General features: G+C 72.7%; 18 protein-coding genes. 3 read left to right on the plus strand and 15 right to left on the minus strand.

Annotated elements, in window-relative coordinates; genetic code table 11:
* The first annotated feature begins 66 nt into the window (after nt 1-66).
* Together PYR91_RS24485 and PYR91_RS24490 are read left to right on the plus strand one after the other, a co-directional pair.
* A complete protein-coding gene (locus PYR91_RS24485; RefSeq protein ID WP_279783208.1) occupies nt 67-1,965 on the plus strand; it encodes a serine/threonine-protein kinase in 1,899 nt (632 codons plus the stop codon).
* A gap of 43 nt (nt 1,966-2,008) precedes the next feature.
* On the plus strand, nt 2,009-3,481 hold the full coding sequence (locus PYR91_RS24490) for a serine/threonine-protein kinase (RefSeq protein ID WP_279783210.1): 1,473 nt from the start codon (nt 2,009-2,011) through the stop codon (nt 3,479-3,481).
* Nucleotides 3,482-3,523: 42 nt separating this feature from the next.
* Here PYR91_RS24490 and PYR91_RS24495 read toward each other — a convergent pair whose 3' ends face one another.
* From PYR91_RS24495 to PYR91_RS24510, 4 genes are all read right to left on the minus strand, one after another.
* On the minus strand, nt 3,524-4,453 hold the full coding sequence (locus PYR91_RS24495; protein WP_279783211.1) for an RluA family pseudouridine synthase: 930 nt from the start codon (nt 4,451-4,453) through the stop codon (nt 3,524-3,526).
* Nucleotides 4,446-5,120 (minus strand): signal peptidase II, encoded by a 675-nt coding sequence (lspA, locus tag PYR91_RS24500; protein ID WP_279783212.1) that lies wholly within the window; start codon nt 5,118-5,120, stop codon nt 4,446-4,448. The genes PYR91_RS24495 and lspA overlap by 8 nt, the downstream gene beginning before the upstream one ends.
* Nucleotides 5,084-5,485, minus strand: coding sequence for a TraR/DksA C4-type zinc finger protein (locus tag PYR91_RS24505; RefSeq protein WP_279783414.1), 402 nt, complete (start codon nt 5,483-5,485; stop codon nt 5,084-5,086). Before PYR91_RS24505 ends, lspA begins: the two co-directional genes overlap by 37 nt.
* Nucleotides 5,486-5,579: 94 nt before the next feature.
* On the minus strand, nt 5,580-5,849 hold the full coding sequence (locus PYR91_RS24510; protein ID WP_279783215.1) for a DUF167 domain-containing protein: 270 nt from the start codon (nt 5,847-5,849) through the stop codon (nt 5,580-5,582).
* Between the two features lie 333 nt (nt 5,850-6,182).
* Between PYR91_RS24510 and ileS the strand changes: the two genes are divergently transcribed.
* Nucleotides 6,183-9,341, plus strand: a complete 3,159-nt coding sequence (gene ileS, locus PYR91_RS24515) for an isoleucine--tRNA ligase (RefSeq protein WP_279783217.1) — start codon at nt 6,183-6,185, stop codon at nt 9,339-9,341.
* A gap of 198 nt (nt 9,342-9,539) precedes the next feature.
* On the opposite strand, the gene PYR91_RS24520 is transcribed toward ileS, so the two are convergent.
* The 11 genes from PYR91_RS24520 to ftsW all read right to left on the minus strand — a co-directional run bounded on the left by PYR91_RS24520 (nt 9,540) and on the right by ftsW (nt 21,059).
* Nucleotides 9,540-9,995, minus strand: a complete 456-nt coding sequence (locus PYR91_RS24520; RefSeq protein ID WP_279783219.1) for a hypothetical protein — start codon at nt 9,993-9,995, stop codon at nt 9,540-9,542.
* Nucleotides 9,996-10,029: 34 nt separating this feature from the next.
* Nucleotides 10,030-12,102: a hypothetical protein gene (locus tag PYR91_RS24525; protein ID WP_279783221.1), complete on the minus strand. Its 2,073-nt coding sequence runs from the start codon at nt 12,100-12,102 to the stop codon at nt 10,030-10,032.
* Nucleotides 12,103-12,145: 43 nt separating this feature from the next.
* A complete protein-coding gene (locus PYR91_RS24530) occupies nt 12,146-13,018 on the minus strand; it encodes a DivIVA domain-containing protein (protein WP_279783223.1) in 873 nt (290 codons plus the stop codon).
* A 56-nt stretch (nt 13,019-13,074) separates the two neighbouring features.
* Entirely contained in the window at nt 13,075-13,365 is a 291-nt protein-coding gene (locus PYR91_RS24535; protein ID WP_279783224.1) for a YggT family protein, read from the minus strand.
* Nucleotides 13,366-13,447: 82 nt separating this feature from the next.
* On the minus strand, nt 13,448-13,957 hold the full coding sequence (gene sepF / locus PYR91_RS24540) for a cell division protein SepF (protein WP_279783226.1): 510 nt from the start codon (nt 13,955-13,957) through the stop codon (nt 13,448-13,450).
* Nucleotides 13,958-14,063: 106 nt separating this feature from the next.
* Complete coding sequence (locus PYR91_RS24545; RefSeq protein WP_279783228.1) at nt 14,064-14,774, minus strand: YggS family pyridoxal phosphate-dependent enzyme; 711 nt, start codon at nt 14,772-14,774, stop codon at nt 14,064-14,066.
* A gap of 164 nt (nt 14,775-14,938) precedes the next feature.
* Nucleotides 14,939-16,360: a cell division protein FtsZ gene (gene ftsZ, locus PYR91_RS24550; RefSeq protein WP_279783230.1), complete on the minus strand. Its 1,422-nt coding sequence runs from the start codon at nt 16,358-16,360 to the stop codon at nt 14,939-14,941.
* A 236-nt stretch (nt 16,361-16,596) separates the two neighbouring features.
* Nucleotides 16,597-17,253: an FtsQ-type POTRA domain-containing protein gene (locus tag PYR91_RS24555; protein WP_279783232.1), complete on the minus strand. Its 657-nt coding sequence runs from the start codon at nt 17,251-17,253 to the stop codon at nt 16,597-16,599.
* Nucleotides 17,254-17,264: 11 nt separating this feature from the next.
* Complete coding sequence (murC, locus tag PYR91_RS24560) at nt 17,265-18,674, minus strand: UDP-N-acetylmuramate--L-alanine ligase (RefSeq protein ID WP_279783233.1); 1,410 nt, start codon at nt 18,672-18,674, stop codon at nt 17,265-17,267.
* Nucleotides 18,671-19,762: an undecaprenyldiphospho-muramoylpentapeptide beta-N-acetylglucosaminyltransferase gene (gene murG / locus PYR91_RS24565; protein WP_279783235.1), complete on the minus strand. Its 1,092-nt coding sequence runs from the start codon at nt 19,760-19,762 to the stop codon at nt 18,671-18,673. Before murG ends, murC begins: the two co-directional genes overlap by 4 nt.
* A gap of 10 nt (nt 19,763-19,772) precedes the next feature.
* Nucleotides 19,773-21,059: a putative lipid II flippase FtsW gene (gene ftsW, locus PYR91_RS24570; RefSeq protein ID WP_279783237.1), complete on the minus strand. Its 1,287-nt coding sequence runs from the start codon at nt 21,057-21,059 to the stop codon at nt 19,773-19,775.
* Between the last annotated feature and the right edge of the window lies 1 nt (nt 21,060).

Consider the following 21,060-nt stretch of genomic DNA (forward strand, 5'->3'; position numbering starts at 1 on the left):
GCGCCGCCCGCCCGGCCCCCGGGCGGGCGCTCCGCGCCGCGAGGCCGGATCACGCCGCGCCCGGCCGTGTCCCGCGCCCGTGTGCTGGACGGCCCGCGCGACTCCCCCGGCGAGACGACCGCCGCCGGGGCGTGCCTGTCGGTGATCCCGTCTCGGGCCGAGGTGCGCTATGGGACGATGCTGGACGAAACAGAGGGGCGGGATGAGGTGACCGCGGAGGCGCAGCGCCGGGTGGCCGGCAGGTATCTGCTGCTGGAGCCCATCGGCCGTGGCGGCATGGGCATCGTCTGGCGGGCTCACGACGAGGTGCTCGACCGTCCCGTGGCGGTGAAGGAGGTGCTCTACCGCCCGCTGAGCGAGGCCGACCGCGAGACGTTCAACCGGCGCACGATGCGCGAGGCACGCGCGGCCGGGCGGCTCGACCACCCCTCGGTGGTCGTCGTGCACGACGTCATCGAGGAGGACGGCCGGCCCTGGATCGTCATGCAGCTCGTCCGGTCCCGGTCCCTCGGCGAGACGCTCCGCGACTCGGGGCCGATCGCCCCGCGCCGGGTGGCCCTGATCGGCGCCCGCGTCCTGGACGCACTGCGGGCCGCGCACGCGGCCGGCGTGCTGCACCGTGACGTGAAGCCGGAGAACGTGCTGCTCACCGAGGGCGGACGCGTCGTGCTGACCGACTTCGGCATCGCCACCATGCCCGAGGAGGCGGCGCTCACGGCCACCGGCGATCTTTCGGGCACCCCGGCGTTCATCCCGCCAGAGCGCCTGCGCGGCCTGCCCGCCACGCCGGAGTCCGACCTGTGGTCGCTCGGCGCGACGCTGTACGCCGCCGTCGAGGGCAGGCCGCCGTTCGACCGCGGCGCGCCGGTGCCGACCATGGCCGCCGTGCTGAACGACGACCCGGCGCCGGCCGTGGCCGCCGGGCCGCTGGCCCCCCTGCTGGAGGCACTGCTCCGCAAGGACCCGGGCCGGCGGATCACCGCCGCCGAGGCCGCCGAGGCCCTCGACCTGATCGCCGCCGGGGTGACGCCCGGCTCGCCGCGCCCGCCGGAGGGCCCCTCCGGCCCGTGGACGCCCGTCGCGAGCGCGCCGTCCCGGGCGGGCGCGGAGGCGTACGCGCCGCCCTCCACCGGCGCGCAGGCGCCGTACGCGGAGCCGTACGCGCCGACGCGCGTCCAGGAGCCCTGGGCCCCGGCGCAGACGCGCACGGCGGGGCCCTGGCCGGCCGTGCAGGCGCCTCCCGGCTCGGCGACCGGTGCGCCGGAGCGGCCCGCCCGCCGGCGGCTGGCCGCCGTCGGCGCGACGGCCGTGATCGCCGCGGGGGCCACGGGGTGGTACGGCTACCGCCAGATGTCGTCGCCGGAGGCCGTGCCGACCGTCGCGACGTCCTCCCCGGCCGCGCCGGTCACCACCCCCGTCGTGGTGCCGCCGTCCGTGTCGACGTCCACACCGCCCACGTCCACACCGCCCACGCCCGCACCGCCGACGCCGGCACCGCCGACGCCCACCCCTGAGTCGGCCGTCCCGCCCGGTTGGCGGGTGCACGAGGACTCGCTGGGCTTCTCGGTCGCCCTGCCGGCGGGAAGCAGGGAGTTCCAGCGGGAGCGCACCCGCGTCCGGTTTCGTCTTCCCGGCTCCCCCGGGTACCTGCTGGTCGACACCACGCCGTGGGACGAACCCCATCCGCTGGCCGCGCTGCGCCACGTCGAGAAGGAGGCGACCGCCGAGGGCCTGCTGCCCGGCTACCGGCGCGTCCGGCTGGCGGGGCTGACGTACCGGAACCGTCCCGCGGCCGAGTGGGAGTTCACCTGGCGCATGGCCTCCGGCAGAGCGCATGTCGTCGACCGGGCGTTCCGGACCCGCAGCGGGCGGCACTTCGCCGTTTACTGGCAGACCACGGATAAGCGGTGGAAACAAGAGTCAGACTACTTTGACAGGTTTACAGCGACTTTCCGAGCTTCCTAAGCAAGAAGGAATGTAGGCCGCATTTGAGGGTAGCGGGAAGACTATGCCGGAATCGTCCCAGGTCACAGACCACGTCGTGGCAGGCAGGTACCACCTGCACGAACCGATCGGCCGAGGTGGCATGGGCACCGTCTGGCGGGCGTCCGACAAGATCCTGGGCCGCGAGGTCGCGGTCAAGGAGCTGATCGCGCCCCCGGAGCTGACGGGGCCCGAGCGAGAGATCTTCGCGTTACGGACGTTCCGGGAGGCCCGCGCCGCGGGGCGCGTGTGCCACGCCGGCGTCGCCACCGTCTACGACGTGTTCGAGGAGAACGGCCACCCCTGGATCGTGATGCAGCTGGTCGACTCCGACACCCTGGGTGCCGTGGTCCGCGACCAGGGCGCGCTGCCGCCGGCGCGCGTCGCCGAGATCGGGCTGCAGGTGCTGGCCGCGCTGAGGGCCGCCCACCAGGCGGGGGTCCTGCACCGGGACGTCAAGCCCGACAACGTGCTGCTCGCCAAGGACGGCGGGCGCGCCGTGCTCACCGACTTCGGCATCGCGATGCTGGACGACGACTCCCCCGTGACCCGCACGGGCATGCTGATCGGCACCCCGGCCTTCATCGCGCCCGAGCGCGCCGCCGGCGGCCAGGCGACGCGGGCGTCCGACCTGTGGTCGCTCGGGGTGACCCTGTACGTCGCGGTCGAGGGCCGCTCGCCGTTCCAGCGCGGTAACCCGCTGGCGACGCTCGGCGCCGTCATGCACGACCCGCCCGCGCCGCTGCGGCTGGCCGGGCCGCTGGCGCCCGTCCTCATGGGCCTGCTCCACAAGGACCCCGAGCAGCGGCTGACCGCCGCCCAGGCCGAGACATACCTGCGCATGGTGGCGGCGGGCATCCAGCCCGAGCCCACCTCGCCGTTCGTGCCGCTCCAGGGCACCGCGCCGGCCCCCGCGCCGGCCACGGCCGCCCCTCCGCCGCCGCACTCCCCCGCGTCGCCGCGCTCCGCCGGCGGCTCGGGAGGGCGCGCGATGGCGCTGGCGGGGCTGACCGCCCTGGTGCTGTCGGTGGGCCTGGTGGCCGGCGGCATGGCGTGGGTGACCGCCCGCTCCGACGGGGCGCGCGTGACGCCGGCGACGTCCCCGACCGTGCGGGTGACGGTCTCGGTGACGCCGACCGCGGAGTCGTCCGCCCAGGTCGTGACGCGCAACACCCCGCAGGGCGGCTACGCGCCGGACCCGTCGTCGCCCCTGCAGCGGTCCGAGCGCGCCAAGCCCACCGCCGGCGAGAAGGACCGCGACAAGCCGTCGGGCCCGGCGGACAAGCCCACCAAGCCCAAACCAGAGCCCAAGGAGCCGAAGAAGCCCCGGGAGACCGAGGACGGCTCCGGCAACGTGGTGCCCCCCGGACACGCCGGGGAGGACGCCCCGTCGGGCGACGAGAAGAGCGACGACCAGGGCGGCGGCACCGAGGGGCACGCCGGCCAGGAGGACGGCAAGGCCGTCGTCGAGGAGCGCACCGTCACCCCCGGCGCCTAGGCTCCCGCCGTCCGGGCGGACGGCGGGCCCGGCCCGCCGGGGTCAGGACTCGTCGCGGACCTTGTCCAGGGCCCGGGCGAGCTGCTCGGGGTACTCGCTGGAGAAGGACACCCGCATGCCTGAGGAGGGGTGCTCGAAGCCGAGCGACACCGCGTGCAGCCACTGGCGCGTCACGCCGAGCCGGGCCGCGAGCGTGGGGTCGGCGCCGTACAGGAGGTCACCCACGCAGGGGTGGCGCAGGGCCGACATGTGGACGCGGATCTGGTGGGTGCGCCCGGTCTCCAGCCTGATGTCCAGCAGCGACGCGGCCCGGAACGCCTCGATGGTGTCGTAGTGGGTGATCGACGGCCTGCCGCCCGCCACGACCGCCCACCTGCCGTCCCCGGACGGATGCCGGTCGATCGGGGCGTCGACGGTGCCGCGCAGCGGGTCGGGATGGCCCTGCACCAGCGCGTGGTAGCGCTTGTCGACCGTGCGCTCCTTGAAGGCGCGCTTCAGGTGGGAGTAGGCCGGCTCGCTCTTGGCGACCACCATGACGCCGGTGGTGTTGGCGTCGAGCCGGTGGACGATGCCCTGCCGCTCGGCCGCGCCGCTGGTGGACAGCCGGTGCCCGGCGCCCAGCAGCCCGCCGAGGACGGTCGGGCCCGTCCAGCCGACGGTGGGGTGCGCCGCCACGCCGATCGGCTTGTCGACCACGACGATGTCGTCGTCCTCGTACACCACTCGCATGCCCGGGACGGGCTCGGGGACCGCGACGGGCGCCGACGGCGGGGGCGGGATCACGACCTCCAGCCACGCGCCGGCGTGCACGCGGTCGGACTTGGCGGCGGCGGCGCCGTCGACCTGGACGTCCCCGGCGGAGATCAGCTCGGCCGCGCGCGTGCGGGAGAACCCGAACAGCCGCGCCAGCGCGGCGTCCAGCCGCTCGCCCTCGAGACCGTCGGGGACCGGCAGGCTGCGGAGCTCACCCACGCCGCCCACCCCCGTCGCCCTCGGCGTCGGGGATGTCGGTGGCGGGCGTGTCGGTGGCGGGCGCCTGGTCGCCGGCGCCGGTGTCGCGGGTGCCGTCGAGCTGGTGGCCGCGCCAGGCCAGGATGACCGCGAGCACGCCGCCGCACACGATGGCGGAGTCGGCGACGTTGAAGATGGGGAACCGCGTGACGGGGAACACCTCGATGAAGTCGACGACGTGCCCCTGCAGCGGCGCGGGATAGCGGAAGAGGCGGTCGGTGAGGTTGCCCAGGGCGCCGCCGAGCAGCAGCCCCAGGGTGATCGCCCACGGGACGCTGCGCAGCCGGCGCGCGGTGCGGATGATCGCGAACACCACGACCAGCGCGATGAGCGTGAACACGATCGTCATGCCGGTGCCGATGCTGAACGCGGCGCCGGAGTTGCGGATCACCCGGATGCGGAGCACCTCGCCGATCACGCTGACCGGATCCCGGCCCTCCAGGTACTCCACCACGAGCGTCTTGGTGACGAGGTCGAGCACGTACACGACCACCGCCAGCACGGCGAGCGTGCCGATGCGCTTGGAGCGGACGCCGGCGCTCCCGGCGGCCGGGGAGTCCTCCCCCGGCGCGCCGTCGTCGGACGGGACGTTCAGCGGCGCTCCTCCCGCTGCTTGCACGACACGCACAGCGTCGCCCTCGGGAACGCCTGAAGGCGCTCCTTGCCGATCGGCTTGTGGCACGATTCGCACACTCCGTATGTTCCCGCGTCGATGCGGGCGATCGCCCGCTCGTTCTGCGCGACCAGGTCACGCGCATTCAGGGTAAGGGCGATCTCGCGTTCCCGCTCATACGTCTTGGCGCCGGCGTCGGCCTGGTCGTCCCCGGCGCTGTCGCTGATGTCGCCCGAGGCGATCTGCGACTCCGCACGCGCCACCTCGGCGTTCAGCTCTTCGATCTCCCCGGCGAGCCGCCCGCGAACCTCCGACAGCTCCCCCTCCGACCATGTCGTCTCGACGTCCGTCTGGGGGGCGGTCTTCGCCGCCCGCGTCATACCGGCCATGAAGGCCTCCTCGCCGATCAAGCATATGAGCAGTGCGGGAAGCATAGGTCGGCCATATCGGAAGAACAAACGACGCGCCGACCGTTTACGCCATCCGTAACGCCGTAGCCCTTTCGATCAATTCCTGCTCATTACCTGTGATCTCCAGGACCTTGTCCCGGCTTGTCGCCCCGCTGACCAGGCGCACGTCCGCGCGACGCACACCGAAGGCCGACGCGACCGCGCGCAGGGCCGCCTCGGTGGCCTTGCCGTCCACCGCGCGGGCGTTCACCCGGACCACGATCGCGCGATCGCCATACCCTCCGCCGACCGATTCCCGGGCGGCGCCCGGCCGTACCCTGATGGCCACCCTCATAAATGTGTCGGTCCTCTCCCCGCCGTGGGATATCGTTTTAGTCTGCAAGGCGTTGACGGGGACGAGTACCTCCGCGCCCCCTCGCAGGAGCGACCCGGGGATGGTGCGAGCCCGGGGCGAGAGCCGGAGAGAAGATCACCCCTGAGCCGCCGGAAGAACGGCTGCGGCGGGCGTAACCGCCGCGCGCAGCCCAGTAGAGCCGGCAGCGGTGACAAGAGTGGGCCTCATTTGGGGAAAGTTTCCCAAACGGGGTCAAGGAGGGTGGTACCGCGGGGCCTTCGGCCTCGTCCCTCCACGCCATGGAGAAGCTATGCGTGGAGGTCCGTCCCTACGATGTCATCGCCCTACTTCCGCCCCCTCCCCGCCCGCGTCGACCTGCCCGCCTTCGAGGCCGAGGTGCTCGACCGCTGGCGTGACGGCAAGGTCTTCGAGCGCTCGCTGGAACAGAACGCCGGCGGCCCGTCCTGGGTGTTCTACGAGGGGCCGCCCACCGCCAACGGCATGCCCGGCGTGCACCACGTCGAGGCCCGCGTGTTCAAGGACGTCTTCCCCCGCTACAAGTCGATGCGCGGCTTCCACGTCCCCCGCAAGGCCGGGTGGGACTGCCACGGCCTGCCGGTCGAGGTGGCCGTCGAGAAGGAGCTCGGCCTCTCGGGCAAGCCCGAGATCGAGGCGTACGGCATCGCCGCGTTCAACGAGCGGTGCCGCGAGTCGGTGGCGCGCCACGTGGACGCCTTCGAGGAGATGACCGAGCGCATGGGCTACTGGGTCGACATGTCCCAGGCCTACCGCACGATGGACCCCTCCTACGTCGAGGCGGTCTGGTGGTCCCTGAAGGTCATCTGGGACAAGGACCTCCTGTTCCGCGACTTCCGGATCACGCCGTACTGCCCGCGCTGCGGCACCGGCCTGTCCGACCACGAGCTCGGCCAGCCCGGCGGGTACGAGACCGTCTCCAGCCCCTCGGTGTACGTGCGCATGCCGGTCACCGCCGGCCGGTTCGAGGGCGCCGACCTGCTCATCTGGACCACCACCCCCTGGACCCTGGTGTCCAACACCGCGGTCGCCGTCCACCCCGAGGTGACCTACGTGGTCGCCGCCAAGGAGGGTGAGCGGCCGGTCGTCGTGGCCGAGCCGCTGCTGGAGAGCGCGCTGGGCGAGGGCTGGACGGTCACCGAGCGCGTCCCCGGCGCCGAGCTGGAGCGCACCCCCTACTCGCGGCCGTTCGAGCTGGTCGACATCCCCGGCGCGCACTACGTCGTGCTCGCCGACTACGTCACCGTGGAGGACGGCACCGGCCTGGTGCACCAGGCGCCGGCGTTCGGCGCCGACGACCTGACGACCTGCAAGCGGTACGGCCTGCCGGTGGTCAACCCCATCGGCCCCGACGGGCGCTTCCTGGCCGAGGTGCCGCTGGTCGGCGGCAGGTTCTTCAAGGACGCCGACGACAGCCTGACCGACGACCTGCGGGCACGCGGGCTGCTGTTCCGCGGCGGCCACTTCGACCACAGCTACCCGCACTGCTGGCGCTGCCACACCGCGCTGCTGTACTACGCGCTGCCGTCCTGGTACATCCGCACCACCGCCGTCAAGGACCGCCTGCTCGCCGAGAACGACCGCACCACCTGGTACCCGGCGACGATCAAGGAGGGCCGGTACGGCGAGTGGCTGCGCAACAACGTCGACTGGGCGCTGTCGCGGTCGCGCTACTGGGGCACGCCGCTGCCGCTGTGGGTGTGCTCGGCCGACGACTCCCACGTCACCTGCGTGGGCTCGCTCAAGGAGCTGGGCGAGCTCGCCGGGGACGACCTGTCGGCCCTCGACCCGCACCGCCCGTTCGTGGACGACGTCGCCTTCCCGTGCCCCACGTGCGGCGCCGAGGCGCGGCGCGTGCCCGACGTCATCGACGCCTGGTACGACTCCGGGGCCATGCCGTTCGCCCAGTGGGGCGCCCCGCACGTCAACCGCGACGTCTTCGAGAGCTCCTACCCCGGCCAGTTCATCTGCGAGGCCCTCGACCAGACCCGCGGCTGGTTCTACTCGATGATGGCCGTCGGCACGCTGGTGTTCGACCGGTCGTCGTACGAGAACGTGCTGTGCCTGGGGCTGATCCTCGCCGAGGACGGCCGCAAGATGAGCAAGCACCTGGGCAACGTGCTCCAGCCGATCCCGCTCATGGAGCAGCACGGCGCCGACGCCCTGCGCTGGTTCATGGCGACCTCCGGCTCGCCGTGGTCGCCGCGCCGAGTGGGGCACGCGTCGCTGGAGGAGATCGTCCGGAAGGTCCTGCTGACCTACTGGAACACCACCTCCTTCTTCACGCTGTACGCGGGCGCCGAGTCGTGGTCGCCGTCCCGGCTCGCGGACGCGCCGGCGTACGCCGAGCGCCCGCTGATCGACCGCTGGGCGCTGGGAGAGCTCAACCGCACCGTGGCCGAGGTCACCGAGGCGATGGAGACCTTCGACACCACCCGCGTGGGCCGACGGCTCACCGAGTTCCTCGACGACCTGTCCAACTGGTACGTCCGCAGGTCGCGCCGCCGGTTCTGGTCGGGTGACGCCTCGGCGTTCGCCACCCTGTACGAGTGCCTGGAGACCGTCACCCGGCTGATGGCCCCCCTGGTGCCGTTCCTCACCGACTACCTGTGGGACGTGCTGCGCGCCCCCGACGCGCCGCCCTCGGTGCACCTGGCAACCTGGCCGGAGGTGAACCGCGACCTGCTCGACCCGGGCCTGTCGGAGCAGATGGCCCTGGTCAGGCGCCTGGTGGAGCTCGGCAGGTCGGCGCGCGCGGGAAGCGGCGTGAAGACCCGCCAGCCGCTCGGCCGGGCGCTCGTCGGCGCCCCGGGCTGGGGCGCGCTGGACTCCTCCCTGCGCGACCTGATCGCCGATGAGCTGAACGTGCAGACGCTGGAGGACCTCTCGTCGTTCTCCGCCGACCTGGTGTCGTTCACCGTCAAGCCCAACTTCCGCGTGCTGGGCAAGCGGTTCGGCGGCGGCACCAAGGACGTCGCCGCGGCCGTCACCGCGGCCGACCCCGCCGCCCTGGCCGCCCGCATCCGGGCGGGCGAGGCCGCGACGGTGACCGTCGGCGGCGAGGAGGTGGCGATCGGCGGCGACGACGTCATCGTCACCGAGCAGCCGCGCGCCGGGTGGGCCGTCGAGACCGGCGCCGTCGGCACGGGCACCGGCGAGACCATCGCCCTCGACCTCGCGGTCACCCCCGAGCTGTGGCGCGCTGGCCTGGTGCGCGAGGTGATCCGCCTGGTGCAGGACGCCCGCAAGTCGAGCGGCCTGGAGATCACCGACCGCATCGACCTGTGGTGGACCGCCTCGGGCGACCTCGCCGAGGCCCTCCGCGCCGACGGCGCGAAGCTCTCCGAGGAGGTCCTCGCCACCACCCTCACCGAGGGCACCCCCCCGGCCCCCCTCCCCGCCCACCAGGACCCCGCCCTGGGCCTGACCTTCCACCTGAACCGCGTCACAGCCTGACCGCCCACTGGGGGAAGGCCCCGGAACTCTCGGGGCCTTCCCTCCGTGAAGATCCCTGCTCATCATGCGGTGACCGGGGTGGGGATCATCCTCGCGCCGGTCGAGGACATGGTCAGGGATGACGGGATTGGCAGGCACCCTCGTCTGGCAGGACAAAGACTGCGAGGAGGTTCTCTGATACCGGCCGGTGTGCCCGGTTTACGGAGAGCGCTTGCGGATTGGCGCGATGCCGCCCTTGAGAAATCGGTTCAACTGGTTCAGTGAACGCTCCAGCAGGCTCTCCTCGAACCGCTGCGGGTCGTCCTCGCCGGGCCTGTACTCGCTCATAAGCGTGTGAACCACTTCGAACCAGCGTTCAAGCTCTGCCCTCTGCTCGGCAGGCAGTCGCTTGTGGCGAACCGCGTAGTTGGTCAGCAGCGCGAACTCCTGGAAGATGAGGTCCGGCTTTGGACGCTGCGGGTTCACCCAGTCGTCGGCTAGAACGGGACGCAATCGGATACGCGCATCGCTCCAGTGGAGAAGAATAGACAGGTCAGCGGTGAAATCCTCGGGAATATCGTCCGGCCAGAAGTCGCGCAGCGCAGCGCGTTGTCCCGACCAGGGGGTGCTCCCTGTTTTGGCGAGAAGTTGCCGGTGTCGCCAGGAACGCGTCAACCACGGGCCACGCCGAGTTTCTCAGGCGGGTAAGTCAGTCGTCTCTGGAGCAGACCGAGCAGTGGGTCAGGTCGGCTGCTTCGGCGTCGGCTCGGGACATCGTCTCCAGGGTGGCGGGGTCGGCGCCTCTGACGAGTGGGCAGGCGGAGCTGTGGTAGCGCCGGGTGCCGGGGATGACCTTGACGATGCCGGGGCGGCGGGCGCCTGAGGCCTTGGCGGCGCGTTCGCGCGACGCCTCGGCGGTGGTGTCAGCCTCGTCTCGGGAGGCGGCTTCGCCGGGCTTGGCGGGCTCGGTGCGGGGCGGCGGAGTGGGCGAGGATGTGGCCTTCGGCGACGCGATGGGCGTGAAAGTTTCCGTGGCCGTCCCCGGCTCGTCGTCCTCGGCGGCGTCCGAACCCCTCTTCGCGGGCGTGCCTCTCTCGGGCACCCCGTTCGCGGGGGCGCCCTTCTCGGGCACCCCGTTCGCGGGCGTGCCCCTCCCGGAAGCCTCGTCCGCGGACGAGGCCTGTCCGGAACCCGGAGTCGCGGGCTTGCCCTGTCCGAAACCCTGGTTCGCCGGCTTGCCTCGTCGAGGGCCCTCGTTCGCGGGCTTGCCCTGTTGGGGGCCCTCGTTAGCGGGCTCATCCTGTCGGGGGGCCTCGGTCGCGGGCTTGCCCTGTCGGGGAGCCTCGGTCGCGGACCTGCTCTTCCCCGGGTCGCCGTTCGCGGACGCGCTCTTGCCCGGGTCGCCGTTCGCGGACGTGCTCTTCCCCGGGGTGCCGTGCGCGGACGTGCCCTTTCCCGGGGTGCCGTTCGCCGGGGTGCGCTTCTCGGGGGTGCCGTTGGCGGGCACGTCCTTCTCCGGCGGCTTCGCGCCGGGCTGCCCGCCCTTGGCGGGCGGCGGGGTCGCGGGGCCGTTCTTGGTCGCCTCGGGGCGCTTGAACGCCTGGAAGGGGCTGACGGCCTCGGGCAGGACCACCGGCTTCGGCGGCACGGCGTAGGGGGTCGCGCCCGGTGTCGAGGACGTGCGCGAGGGGGATCCGGGAGCCCCCTTCGCGCCCCGCTCGGTCCCGGCGAACCAGCCTTCGGACGAGGAGGCGGCGGAGCCCGGGCGTGCGGTCTCCTCGCCCGGCGAGTCGCCGGAGTGTGACGTCTGCTCGTCCCGCGAGGAGCCGGGGCGGGAGGTCTCCTGACCCGGCGAGCGGCCGAGACGTGCGGCCTCCTCGCCCGGCGAGCGGCCGGGGCGTGACGTCTCCTCGTCCCGCGAGGAGCCGGGGCGGGAGGTCTCCTGACCCGGCGAGCGGCCAGGGCGGGAGGGCTCTTCGCCTCGCGAGGAGGCGGAGGGTGAGGGCTTCTCGGCCGGCTCGCCCTTGCCTGGGACGGGTCTGGTGAGGTTGCCGGCCTCGCTCGGCGGGGGGCCGGGGCGGGTACCGGCGGCACCCGGAACGGAGCCGAGGCGGGCTACGGCCGTCGTGTCGCGGGCATCGCCGGGCTCACCCGGGACACCCGTCGTGTCGGGGACGGCATCACGTGCGACGGCGGTCGTGGCGCCGGGGCCTGCCGCGTCGTCCTCGGCGTCACCGGGGGCGGGGCCGGTGAGCAGGCAGGTGGTGCACGCGGTGAAGCCCTCGTCGCGGGCCTCTTCGTAGGTGAGCTCCTCGAATCCACGACCCATGAGCTGGCGACACCCGGGCAGGTGGAACCGCTTGCGGCCCGGGATGACCAGCACGATGGAGTCGGGGGACGGACGCCCCCCCGCGCCGACCGGGGGGTGCGACGTCGCGGGGAACGCCCGCGGCGTGGCCGAGTGGCGCGTCGTGACCGGCGCGCCAAGGGGGTGGGGGGTGAGCGGCGACAGCCCGCGGGGCGGGGCGGTGGCGGACGCCGGCGCACCCGGCCGGCCCGCGGGGCCGGCCGCACCGGCCGGAGACATCGGCGGCCCGGGGGCCGCCGCGCCCCCGGAGGGGAACAGCTCGTGGCGTCGCAGCAACGCCCCGATCATCAGGAAGACCGCGGAGAGCACGCTGACCACGATCGACCACATGACCGGGACCGCTGTTCCGGTGACCACGCCCGCGACCAGCAGGCCGAAGGCGAGGACGACCAGAATCGCGCTGAGGTAGATCACTGAAGCTCCCAGTCACGGGCCGGCGGAGACCTGACCCGCTACTCTAACGGCGGTCGTTGTGCGGGCCGTCGACTCCCTGGAATGCTCCGGAGTGCTGGGTGGGCTCGGGGCCGAACGGGTTGTTCGGGCCGGCGGTCATCTGCTGCTGCGGGCCGGGGGCCGCCGCGTGCGACATCGCCGGTGCGCCGCCCATCTGGGCGCCGACCACGGGGAACCCGCCACTGCCCTCCGCCGCGACGTTGAGCTCGGCGAGCTGGTTCTCCAGGTACAGCTTGAGCCTGCTGCGGTACTCGCGCTCGAAGCTGCGCAGCTCCTCGACCTTGCGCTCCAGCTCGTCGCGGGTCTGCACCAGCGAGCCCATCGCCTGCCTGTGACGCTCCTGGGCGTCGCGCTCCAGCGTCTCCGCGCGGGCGCGCGCGTCGCCGATGATCTGCTCGGCCTGGCGGCGCGCCTTGCCGAGGATCTCGTCGGCCTCGCGGCGGGCGCGGGTGACGGTCTCGTCGGCCTCGCGGCGGGCGTCGGCGATCGCCTGGTCGGCGGTCTGCTGCGCCAGGGCGAGCACGCGCGCCGCGGTGTCCATGTTGTCCTCGGCGGGCGGCATGCCCATGCCGACGGGCACCGGCTCGGGCCGGATCGGCTCCGGCGGCTTCATGGGCTCAGGCTGCGGCATCATCATCTCGGGCTTGGGCTCGGCCACCGGAGCGGGGGCCATGGCCATGCCCATGCCGCCGGGGACCTTGCCCCCGCGCAGGCACTCGGTCAGCTTCGCCCGGAGCTCTTCGTTCTCCTGGATGAGGCGGTCGAGCTCGGCCTCCACCTCATCGAGGAAGGCGTCGACCTCTTCCTCGTCGTACCCCGGCCGCAGCCGGGTGGTACTGAACTGCTTGTTCCGCACATCAGCGGGCGTCAGCGGCATTTCGGTCTCCTTGGCGCGCTCGGAGTCTGTCCGGGGATCCGGGGGACGGTACCCGATCAAAAAGGAAGCGCGGACACGATCTGGATCATGACCAAGACCACAATGAACAGCACTGTGAAGCTTAGGTCAAAGGCCACCGTACCCAACCGGAGGGGCGGAATGAAACGGCGGAGGAACTTGAGAGGTGGATCGGTGGCCGTGTACGTCGCCTCCGCGAGCACCAGGACGATCCCCCGGGGACGCCATGAGCGGGCGAACGCCTGCACCGTCTCGAAGATCATCCGGCCGATCAGCAACACCAGGTAGATCGACAGTATGGTGGTCAGGATGGTGCTAACGATCCCCACGGCCGCGTCCCGCCTCCCTACCGCAGTGCCGACCTTGGTGTGGGTGGGCCACGAGTGTCCGTTGACTGTTCATGGTGGAACTCTAGCTCTGGTTGAAGAACCCGCGTTCCGCGATACGAGCCTTGTCCTCGGCGGTCACCTCGACATTGGCTGGGGACAACAGGAACACCTTGTTGGTAACACGTTCGATGCTGCCATGTAGGCCGAAGACCAGACCTGCCGCGAAATCAACCAATCGCTTCGCGTCGCTGTCGACCATTTCGGTCAAGTTCATGATGACGGGGGTGCCCTCGCGGAAGTGCTCCCCGATCGTCCGCGCCTCGTTGTACGTGCGCGGGTGGAGGGTCGTGATACGCGCCAGATCGGTCGTACGGCGCTCCACGACGGCGGCGCCCGCCCTCGGGGCGGGAACGGCGCCCTCCAGCTCCTCTGAGCCCTCTTGTGGCGTTCCAACGCCACGCTCGTCGAGGCGCCGGCGGTCGGTGTAGTCGTCGGCGTAGTCGTCGTCGTCGGCGTAGCCGACGTAATCCGGGTAGCGGTCGTCCTCCACGAGACCGAGGTAGACCGCCATCTTGCGCATCGCGCCGGCCATCGCTCCGTCGTCCTCCTGCTCATGGTCGCCGTACCCGGAGCAACCTAAGGCATTGCTGTCGACCTCTGCTCGGATACATGGACATCAAGGTCCACTCGCTGGGACATTACCTGACGAAGGCCTTCCGACGGCCGAGCAACGCCGTACCGACACGCACGTGTGTCGCGCCGTGGGCGATCGCCTCGGCCAGATCGCCGCTCATTCCGGCGGAGACGGCGGTCGCATGAGGGTATCGCTCGCGCAACGAGCGCGACAGCTCTTCCAGCCGGGCGAACGCCCGGGAGGGGTCGGCGCCGAGCGGCGCCACCGCCATCAGGCCTCCGAGCACAAGGCCTTCGGCCTCCTCGATCGCCGCCGCCAGGGCGGGCAGCCCGGCCGCCGGGACGCCGCCGCGCGCGGGGTCGTCGTCCAGCGCCACCTGCACCAGGCAGGTGAGACGGCGTCCGGCCGCGAGCGCCTCGCGGTCGAGCGCCGTGGCGAGCCGCGCGCGGTCGACCGAGTGCACCATGTCGGCGTACCCGACCACCGACCTGGCCTTGTTGGTCTGGAGCTGCCCGACGAAGTGCCATCTGAGCGGCAGGCCGGAGCAGTCGGCGACCTTGGCCGCCGCCTCCTGGTCGCGGTTCTCCCCCACGTCGCGCACGCCGAGCGCGGCGAGGACGCCGACGTCGGAGGCCGGGTAGGTCTTGGTGACCGCGATCAGGGTGATCTCGTCGCGGGCGCGCCCGGCGGCCTCGCAGGCGGCGGCGATGCGCCGCTCCACCTCGGCGAGGCCCGCCGCGATCTGGTCGCGTCGCGTGATCTCGGGGTCGTTCACGTGGGGCTTCGGTCACTTCGCCGTGTCGGGACGTACGGGGGGAGGCTCAAGCGTAGGCGCCGGGCCTGAGCCTACCGGCGGGAGGGGGGCGTCACCTCGGGGGGAACCGGCCTCACCTCGGGGGGAGGCGGCGCGGCGTTGGCGGAACCGGGCGTGCCCCGGGCTCACTTGAGGAAGTCGGGGACGTCCAGCTCCTCCTCCTGCTCCTCGAAGACCACCGGACGGCGCCGGGCGGGCTCGGAGACGCGGGAGGTGATGGGGGTGGGCGGTTCGGGAGCCGGGCGCGGCACCGACACCGGGCCCTGCTGCCCGTCGGCCTGGCTCTGGGAGTCGGCCTCCCGCGCGAACGGCGCGGGGCCGGACGCGGCGGACGCCGTGCTCGCGGCGGGGGACGGCTCGGCGGCGGGCTCGGGAGCGGGGGCGGGCGAAGGTGGAGCGGGGGCCTGCTGGACCGGCAGGGAACGTACCGGGGCGGGCGGCTGCTCGGCGCGGGGCTGCTCGCTCCTTGAGGAGGCGAACGCGCTGGGCCGTGACGGCTGGTTCTGGGCGGGCGACGACCCGCCGGACGCCGGCGCCATCGGAGAGGCGGGCCGTGCGGGCTGCGAGCGCGCGGCCGGCTGCTGCATGGCGGCCGGCGCCTCGGGCTCGTCGAAGCCCGCGGCGATCACCGTGACCCGCACCTCGTCTCCGAGGGCGTCGTCGATGACCGTGCCGAAGATGATGTTGGCGTCGGACGCCGCCGCGCTCGACACGAGCTGGGCCGCCTCGTTGATCTCGAAGAGACCGAGGTCGGACCCGCCGGCGATGGACAGCAGCACGCCGTGCGCGCCGTCGATGCTGGCCTCCAGCAGCGGGCTGGAGACGGCCATCTCGGCCGCCGCGACGGAGCGGTCGTCGCCGCGGGCGTGGCCGATTCCCATCAGCGCCGAGCCGGCGCCGGACATCACGGACTTCACGTCGGCGAAGTCCAGGTTGATCAGACCGGGTGTGGTGATGAGGTCGGTGATGCCCTGGACACCCGACAGCAGCACCTGGTCGGCCGCCTTGAAGGCGTCCAGCACGCTGACCTGCCGGTCGGAGATGGACAGCAGGCGGTCGTTCGGGATGACGATCAGGGTGTCGACCTCGTCGCGCAGCGTCTCGATGCCGGCCTCGGCCTGCATCGCGCGGCGGCGCCCCTCGAAGCTGAAGGGCCGGGTGACGACTCCTATGGTCAACGCACCGAGCGACCGTGCGATGCTGGCGACCACGGGGGCGCCGCCGGTGCCGGTGCCGCCGCCCTCGCCCGCCGTGACGAAGACCATGTCGGCGCCCTTGATGACCTCTTCGATCTCCTCGCGGTGATCTTCGGCCGCCCTGCGCCCGACCTCGGGATTGGCTCCCGCGCCGAGGCCGCGCGTGAGCTCGCGGCCCACGTCCAGCTTGACGTCGGCGTCACTCATCAGCAGCGCCTGGGCGTCGGTGTTGATAGCGATGAACTCGACGCCCTTGAGTCCCTCCTCGATCATCCGGTTCACGGCGTTCACTCCGCCGCCGCCGATGCCGACGACCTTGATGACCGCGAGGTAGTTCTGCGGTGCTGCCACGACGAGGGACCTTTCCGCTCGTTGTACTTGCATTACGTGAAGCCCGAAACGGTGCCGGACCTTATTGGCTAACCCTCACCCTCAAGTTGAGATTTAGAGTTATGTCAACCTGAGGAATGATACGGACAGTAGGGTTGCCCCTCCCCCAGGGTCAACTCACCGCGCCGGAAGCCCGCCCGGCGTGTTGCGGCGTGTCCCTTTCGCTCCGGCCGGTGGCCACCACGTTATGGGGTACGTCACTGCACCGTCACGACATCGGTCGAGCTGACGTCGTACGTGTCGGCACGCTGTTCGAGCAGTCTCAGCGCGATGCGCGCCTTGGCGCGGGTCTTCTCGGCCCCGCCCCACATGATCGTACGCCCGTCGCCCAGCCGGAGCGAGACATCGTCGGCCGTCGTGGCGCGGACCGTCTCGACCCTGCCGGCCAGCTGCCAGGGAAGGCCGCCGACGACGGCCAGCGCGGCCCGGGTCGCGGGATCGCCCCGTCCGAAACGGGACACGTGCAGCTCGGGCAGCCCCGGCGGCGCGGAGCTCCTGGTCTCGATCACCACCGCGTGCCGGTCGACCACCGCCGCCCTGCCGCCCGAGACCACCACGGCCAGCGGCCTGCGCTCGGTGACGCGGACCCGCAGCGTCCCGGGCCAGCTGCGCTCCACGGTGGCCGACTCCACCTCGCGCAGCGCGGCGACGCGGCCGCGCACCAGGTCGAGGTCGACGGTGGCCAGCGGCTGACGGTCGGGGACCCCGGCCGCGCCGCGGACGCGCTCGGCCGGCAGGCGGGCGTTGCCGGACACCGTGATCTCCCGCACGCCGAGGACCGGGGAGAAGAAGACCAGCCACGCGGCGGCCCCCACCACCCCGCACGACAGCAGGACGGCGAATCCGGCGCGCAACGCCCGAGGGCTCACCGCGACGCGAGCTCGGCCAGGATGTGCGGCCCCAGCTCGGTGACGTCGCCGGCTCCCATCGTGAGCACGACGTCGCCCGCGCGGGCGCGCTCGGCGACCAGGCCCGGCACCAGGCCGCGGTCGGGGGCGTACACCACGTGCTCGGCCGGCAGGCGCACCTTGCCGGCCACCAGCGCCCCGGAGACCCCGGGCTCGGGGTCCTCCCTGGCGCCGTAGACGTCGAGCACGACGGCCTCGTCGGCCAGCCCGAGGGCCTCGCCGAACTCGGCGGCGAAGAAGCGGGTGCGGGAGTACAGGTGGGGCTGGAAGACCGCGATGACCCGCCCCGACGGCCCGGAGAAGGACGCCACCACGTCGCGCGCGGCGCGCAGGTCGGCGGCCAGCTCGGTCGGGTGGTGGGCGTAGCTGTCGAAGACGGCCACCCCGGCCGCCTCGCCCTTGGCCTCGAACCGGCGCTTGGCGCCGGTGAACTCCGCCAGCCCCTCGCGGAACTCGTCGAACGGCACGCCCAGCTCGGCGGCGACCGCGATCGCGGCGGCGGCGTTCAGGGCGTTGTGCCGCCCGGGCACCGAGAGGCGGACGTCGCCGTCGCCCTCCACCGAGAACGCCACGCCGAACCCGTCGGGCGCGATGCCGGTGACACGAAGGTCGGCGCCCTCGGCCTCGCCGTAGGTGGTCACCCGCAGGCCGCGCGCCCGCGCCAGCGGGGCCAGCACCATGGCGCCGGGGTCGTCGGCGCACAGCACCAGGGAGGAGCCGACGCGCTCGACGAAGCGGGCGAAGCTGTCGTACACCGCCTGGGGGTCGCCGTAGTTGTCGAGGTGGTCGGCCTCGACGTTGGTGACCACGGCGATCTCGGGGGCGAGCATGAGGAAGGAGCCGTCGCTCTCGTCGGCCTCGGCCACGAAGACGTCGCCGGCCCCCTCGTCGGCGCCGAGGCCGGTGGTGACGAGCTGGCCGCCCACGCAGTAGGACGGGTCGCGCCCGCACTTCTGCAGGGCGACGGTCAGCATGGAGGTCGTGGTGGTCTTGCCGTGCGTGCCGGCCACCGCGATGCCGGTGCGCCCCACCATCAGCGAGGCCAGCGCCGCGGCGCGCGGGATGACCCGCAACCCCTGGCGCAGCGCCTCGCCCAGCTCGGGGTTGGAGTCGCGGATGGCGGTGGACACCACGACGGTGTCGACGTTCCTGATGTGGGAGGCGGCGTGGCCGACGTGCACGGTGGCGCCCAGCTCGCGCAGCTCGGCGACGAGCTGGGAGCTGCGGGCGTCGCTGCCGGACACCGCCACGCCCCGCTTGAGCAGGATGCGGGCGATGCCGGACATGCCCGCGCCGCCGATGCCGATGAAGTGCACCCGGCCGAGCGACTTCGCCGCCACGGTGTCGACCAGCTTGACCAGGCTCATCGGCGGCCCTCCGCGGACGCGATCTCCAGGATCCGGCGGGCGAGCACGGTGTCGGCGTCCTTGCGGCCCATGCGGGACGCGGCGTCCGACATCGCCGCCACGCGTTCGGGGTCGCGCAGCACCGGGAGCACGGACTGGATGATCCAGTCGGCGGTCAGGTCGGCGTTGTCGACCATCATGCCTCCCCCGGCCTGCACGATCGGCAGGGCGTTGAGCTTCTGCTCGCCGTTGCCGTGCGGCAGCGGGACGTACGCCGCGGGCAGCCCCACGGCGGTCAGCTCGGCGCAGGTCATGGCGCCGCCGCGGCAGAGCACGAAGTCGGCGGCGGCGTAGGCGAGGTCCATGCGGTCGACGTAGGGCAGCACGACGTACTGCGGGTCGCCCGGAGGCGGCTCCTCGACGACGGTGTTCTTGGGGCCGATCACGTGCAGCACCTGCACGCCGGCCCGCCGCAGCGCGGGCGAGGCCGCCAGGGCGGCCTCGTTCAGGGAGCGTGCCCCCTGGGAGCCGCCGAACACCAGCAGGGTGGGGCGGTCGTTCTCGAGCCCGAAGTAGGACCGCGCCTTGTCGCCCATGGACAGCCGGTCGAGCGTGACGATCTCGTGGCGCAGCGGGATGCCGACGTACTCGCAGTGCGGCAGCGCGGCCTCCGGATGCCCGGTGAAGACGTGCTCGGTGAGCCGCGCGCCGAGCCGGTTGGCCAGCCCGGGCCGGGGGTTGGCCTCATGCACCGCGATCGGCACCCCGCGCCGCCGGGCGCCGAGGTAGGCCGGGGTCGCGACGTAGCCGCCGAAGCCGACCAGCATGTCGGCCTGGACGCGCTCCATGATGCCCGCGGCGGCGTTGATCGCCCCCGCCAGCCGGCCGGGGACCGTGAGCAGCTGTGGCGTGATCGCCCGTGGCAGCGGCACCGCGGGCACGAGCGCCAGCTCGTACCCCCGCGCCGGCACCAGCCGGGTCTCCAGCCCGCGCTCGGTGCCGAGGCAGGTGATGCCGATGCCCGGATCAAGCCTGCGCAGCGCGTCGGCCAGAGCCAGGGCTGGTTCGATGTGGCCGGCCGTACCGCCGCCTGCGAGGACCACCCTCATGTCGGTCCTTTCACTCCGCGTGCCTCGATGTCGGCCGGAGTCGTCCGGGCCGGCGATCTCTCGCCGGCGGGCGACTCAGGCCAAGCCAGCTTAGGGCCCGCGCCGCGGGCCCCGGTCCACGAGCGGCGAGCGCGTCGGCCGCGCCCGGCTCGCGTTTGGCGAACGACAACAACATGCCAAGCGCCGCCAGCGTGGGCAACAGCGCCGAACCACCGTACGACACCAGGGGCAGCGGGATGCCGGTGATGGGCAGGACGCCGATGACCGCGCCGATGTTGACGATGGCCTGCCCGGTGATCCACGCCACCGAGGCGCAGGACACGAGCCGGACGAACGGGTCCTTGACCCGCGTGGCCACGCGCAGGCCGGCGTATCCGAGGATGCCGAAGAGCGCGACCACGACCAGGGTGCCCATCAGGCCGAGCTCCTCGCCGATGATCGAGAAGATGAAGTCGCTCTCGGCGTGCGGCACCCAGCTCCACTTCTGCCTGCTGCTGCCGAGCCCGAGCCCGAACCAGCCGCCGGAGCCCATGGCGATCTGCCCCTGTGCGGCCTGGTAGCCGGAGCCCTGCGCGTTGCCCCAGACGTCCAGCCAGCCCTGGATGCGGGCCGAGCGGTACCCCTCGACGCTGATCATGATGACGGTGGCCAGCGTGGCGACGGCCAGGATGCCGCCGAACAGCCGCAGCGGAGCGCCGACGACCCACAGCAGCGCCAGGAAGATCAGCATGAGCACCAGCGTGGTGCCGAGGTCGCTGCCCAGCATGACCAGGATCGCCAGGAGCGCGGTGCCGGGCATGAGCGGGATCAGCAGCTGCCGCCACTCGATCAGGCCGCCCTTGGCGCGGCGCGCGAGCAGGTCGGCGCCCCACAGCACCAGGCCGAGCTTGGCGGGCTCTGATGGCTGGACGGTGAAGCTGCCGATGTAGATCCACCGCTGCGCGCCCAGCTCGCTCTCGCCGATGAAGATGACCATGATCAGGCCGATGATCGCCAGCGCCATCAGCGGGTAGCCGGCGAGCCGGAAGAACCGCTGCGGCAGGTGCGAGCAGATCCACATGACCACGAGGCCGAGGCCCATCGAGATCGACTGCTTGAGGAACCAGTAGAACGGGTCGCCGGTCTTCTGCAGCGCCTCGATGCTGGAGGCGGACAGCACCATCATCAGCCCGAGCGCGAGCAGCAGCCCGCTGCACCCCAGCAGCAGGTAGTAGGAGGTGAGCGGCCGGTTGAGCAGCTCCCCCAGCGCCGACAGCCGGTCGCGGCGCCACGTGGTGGTGGTCTCGGCGGTCGCCACG

Origin of the sequence: Sphaerisporangium sp. TRM90804, from assembly GCF_029846175.1 — a bacterium.
Classification (GTDB): Bacteria; Actinomycetota; Actinomycetes; order Streptosporangiales; family Streptosporangiaceae; genus Sphaerisporangium.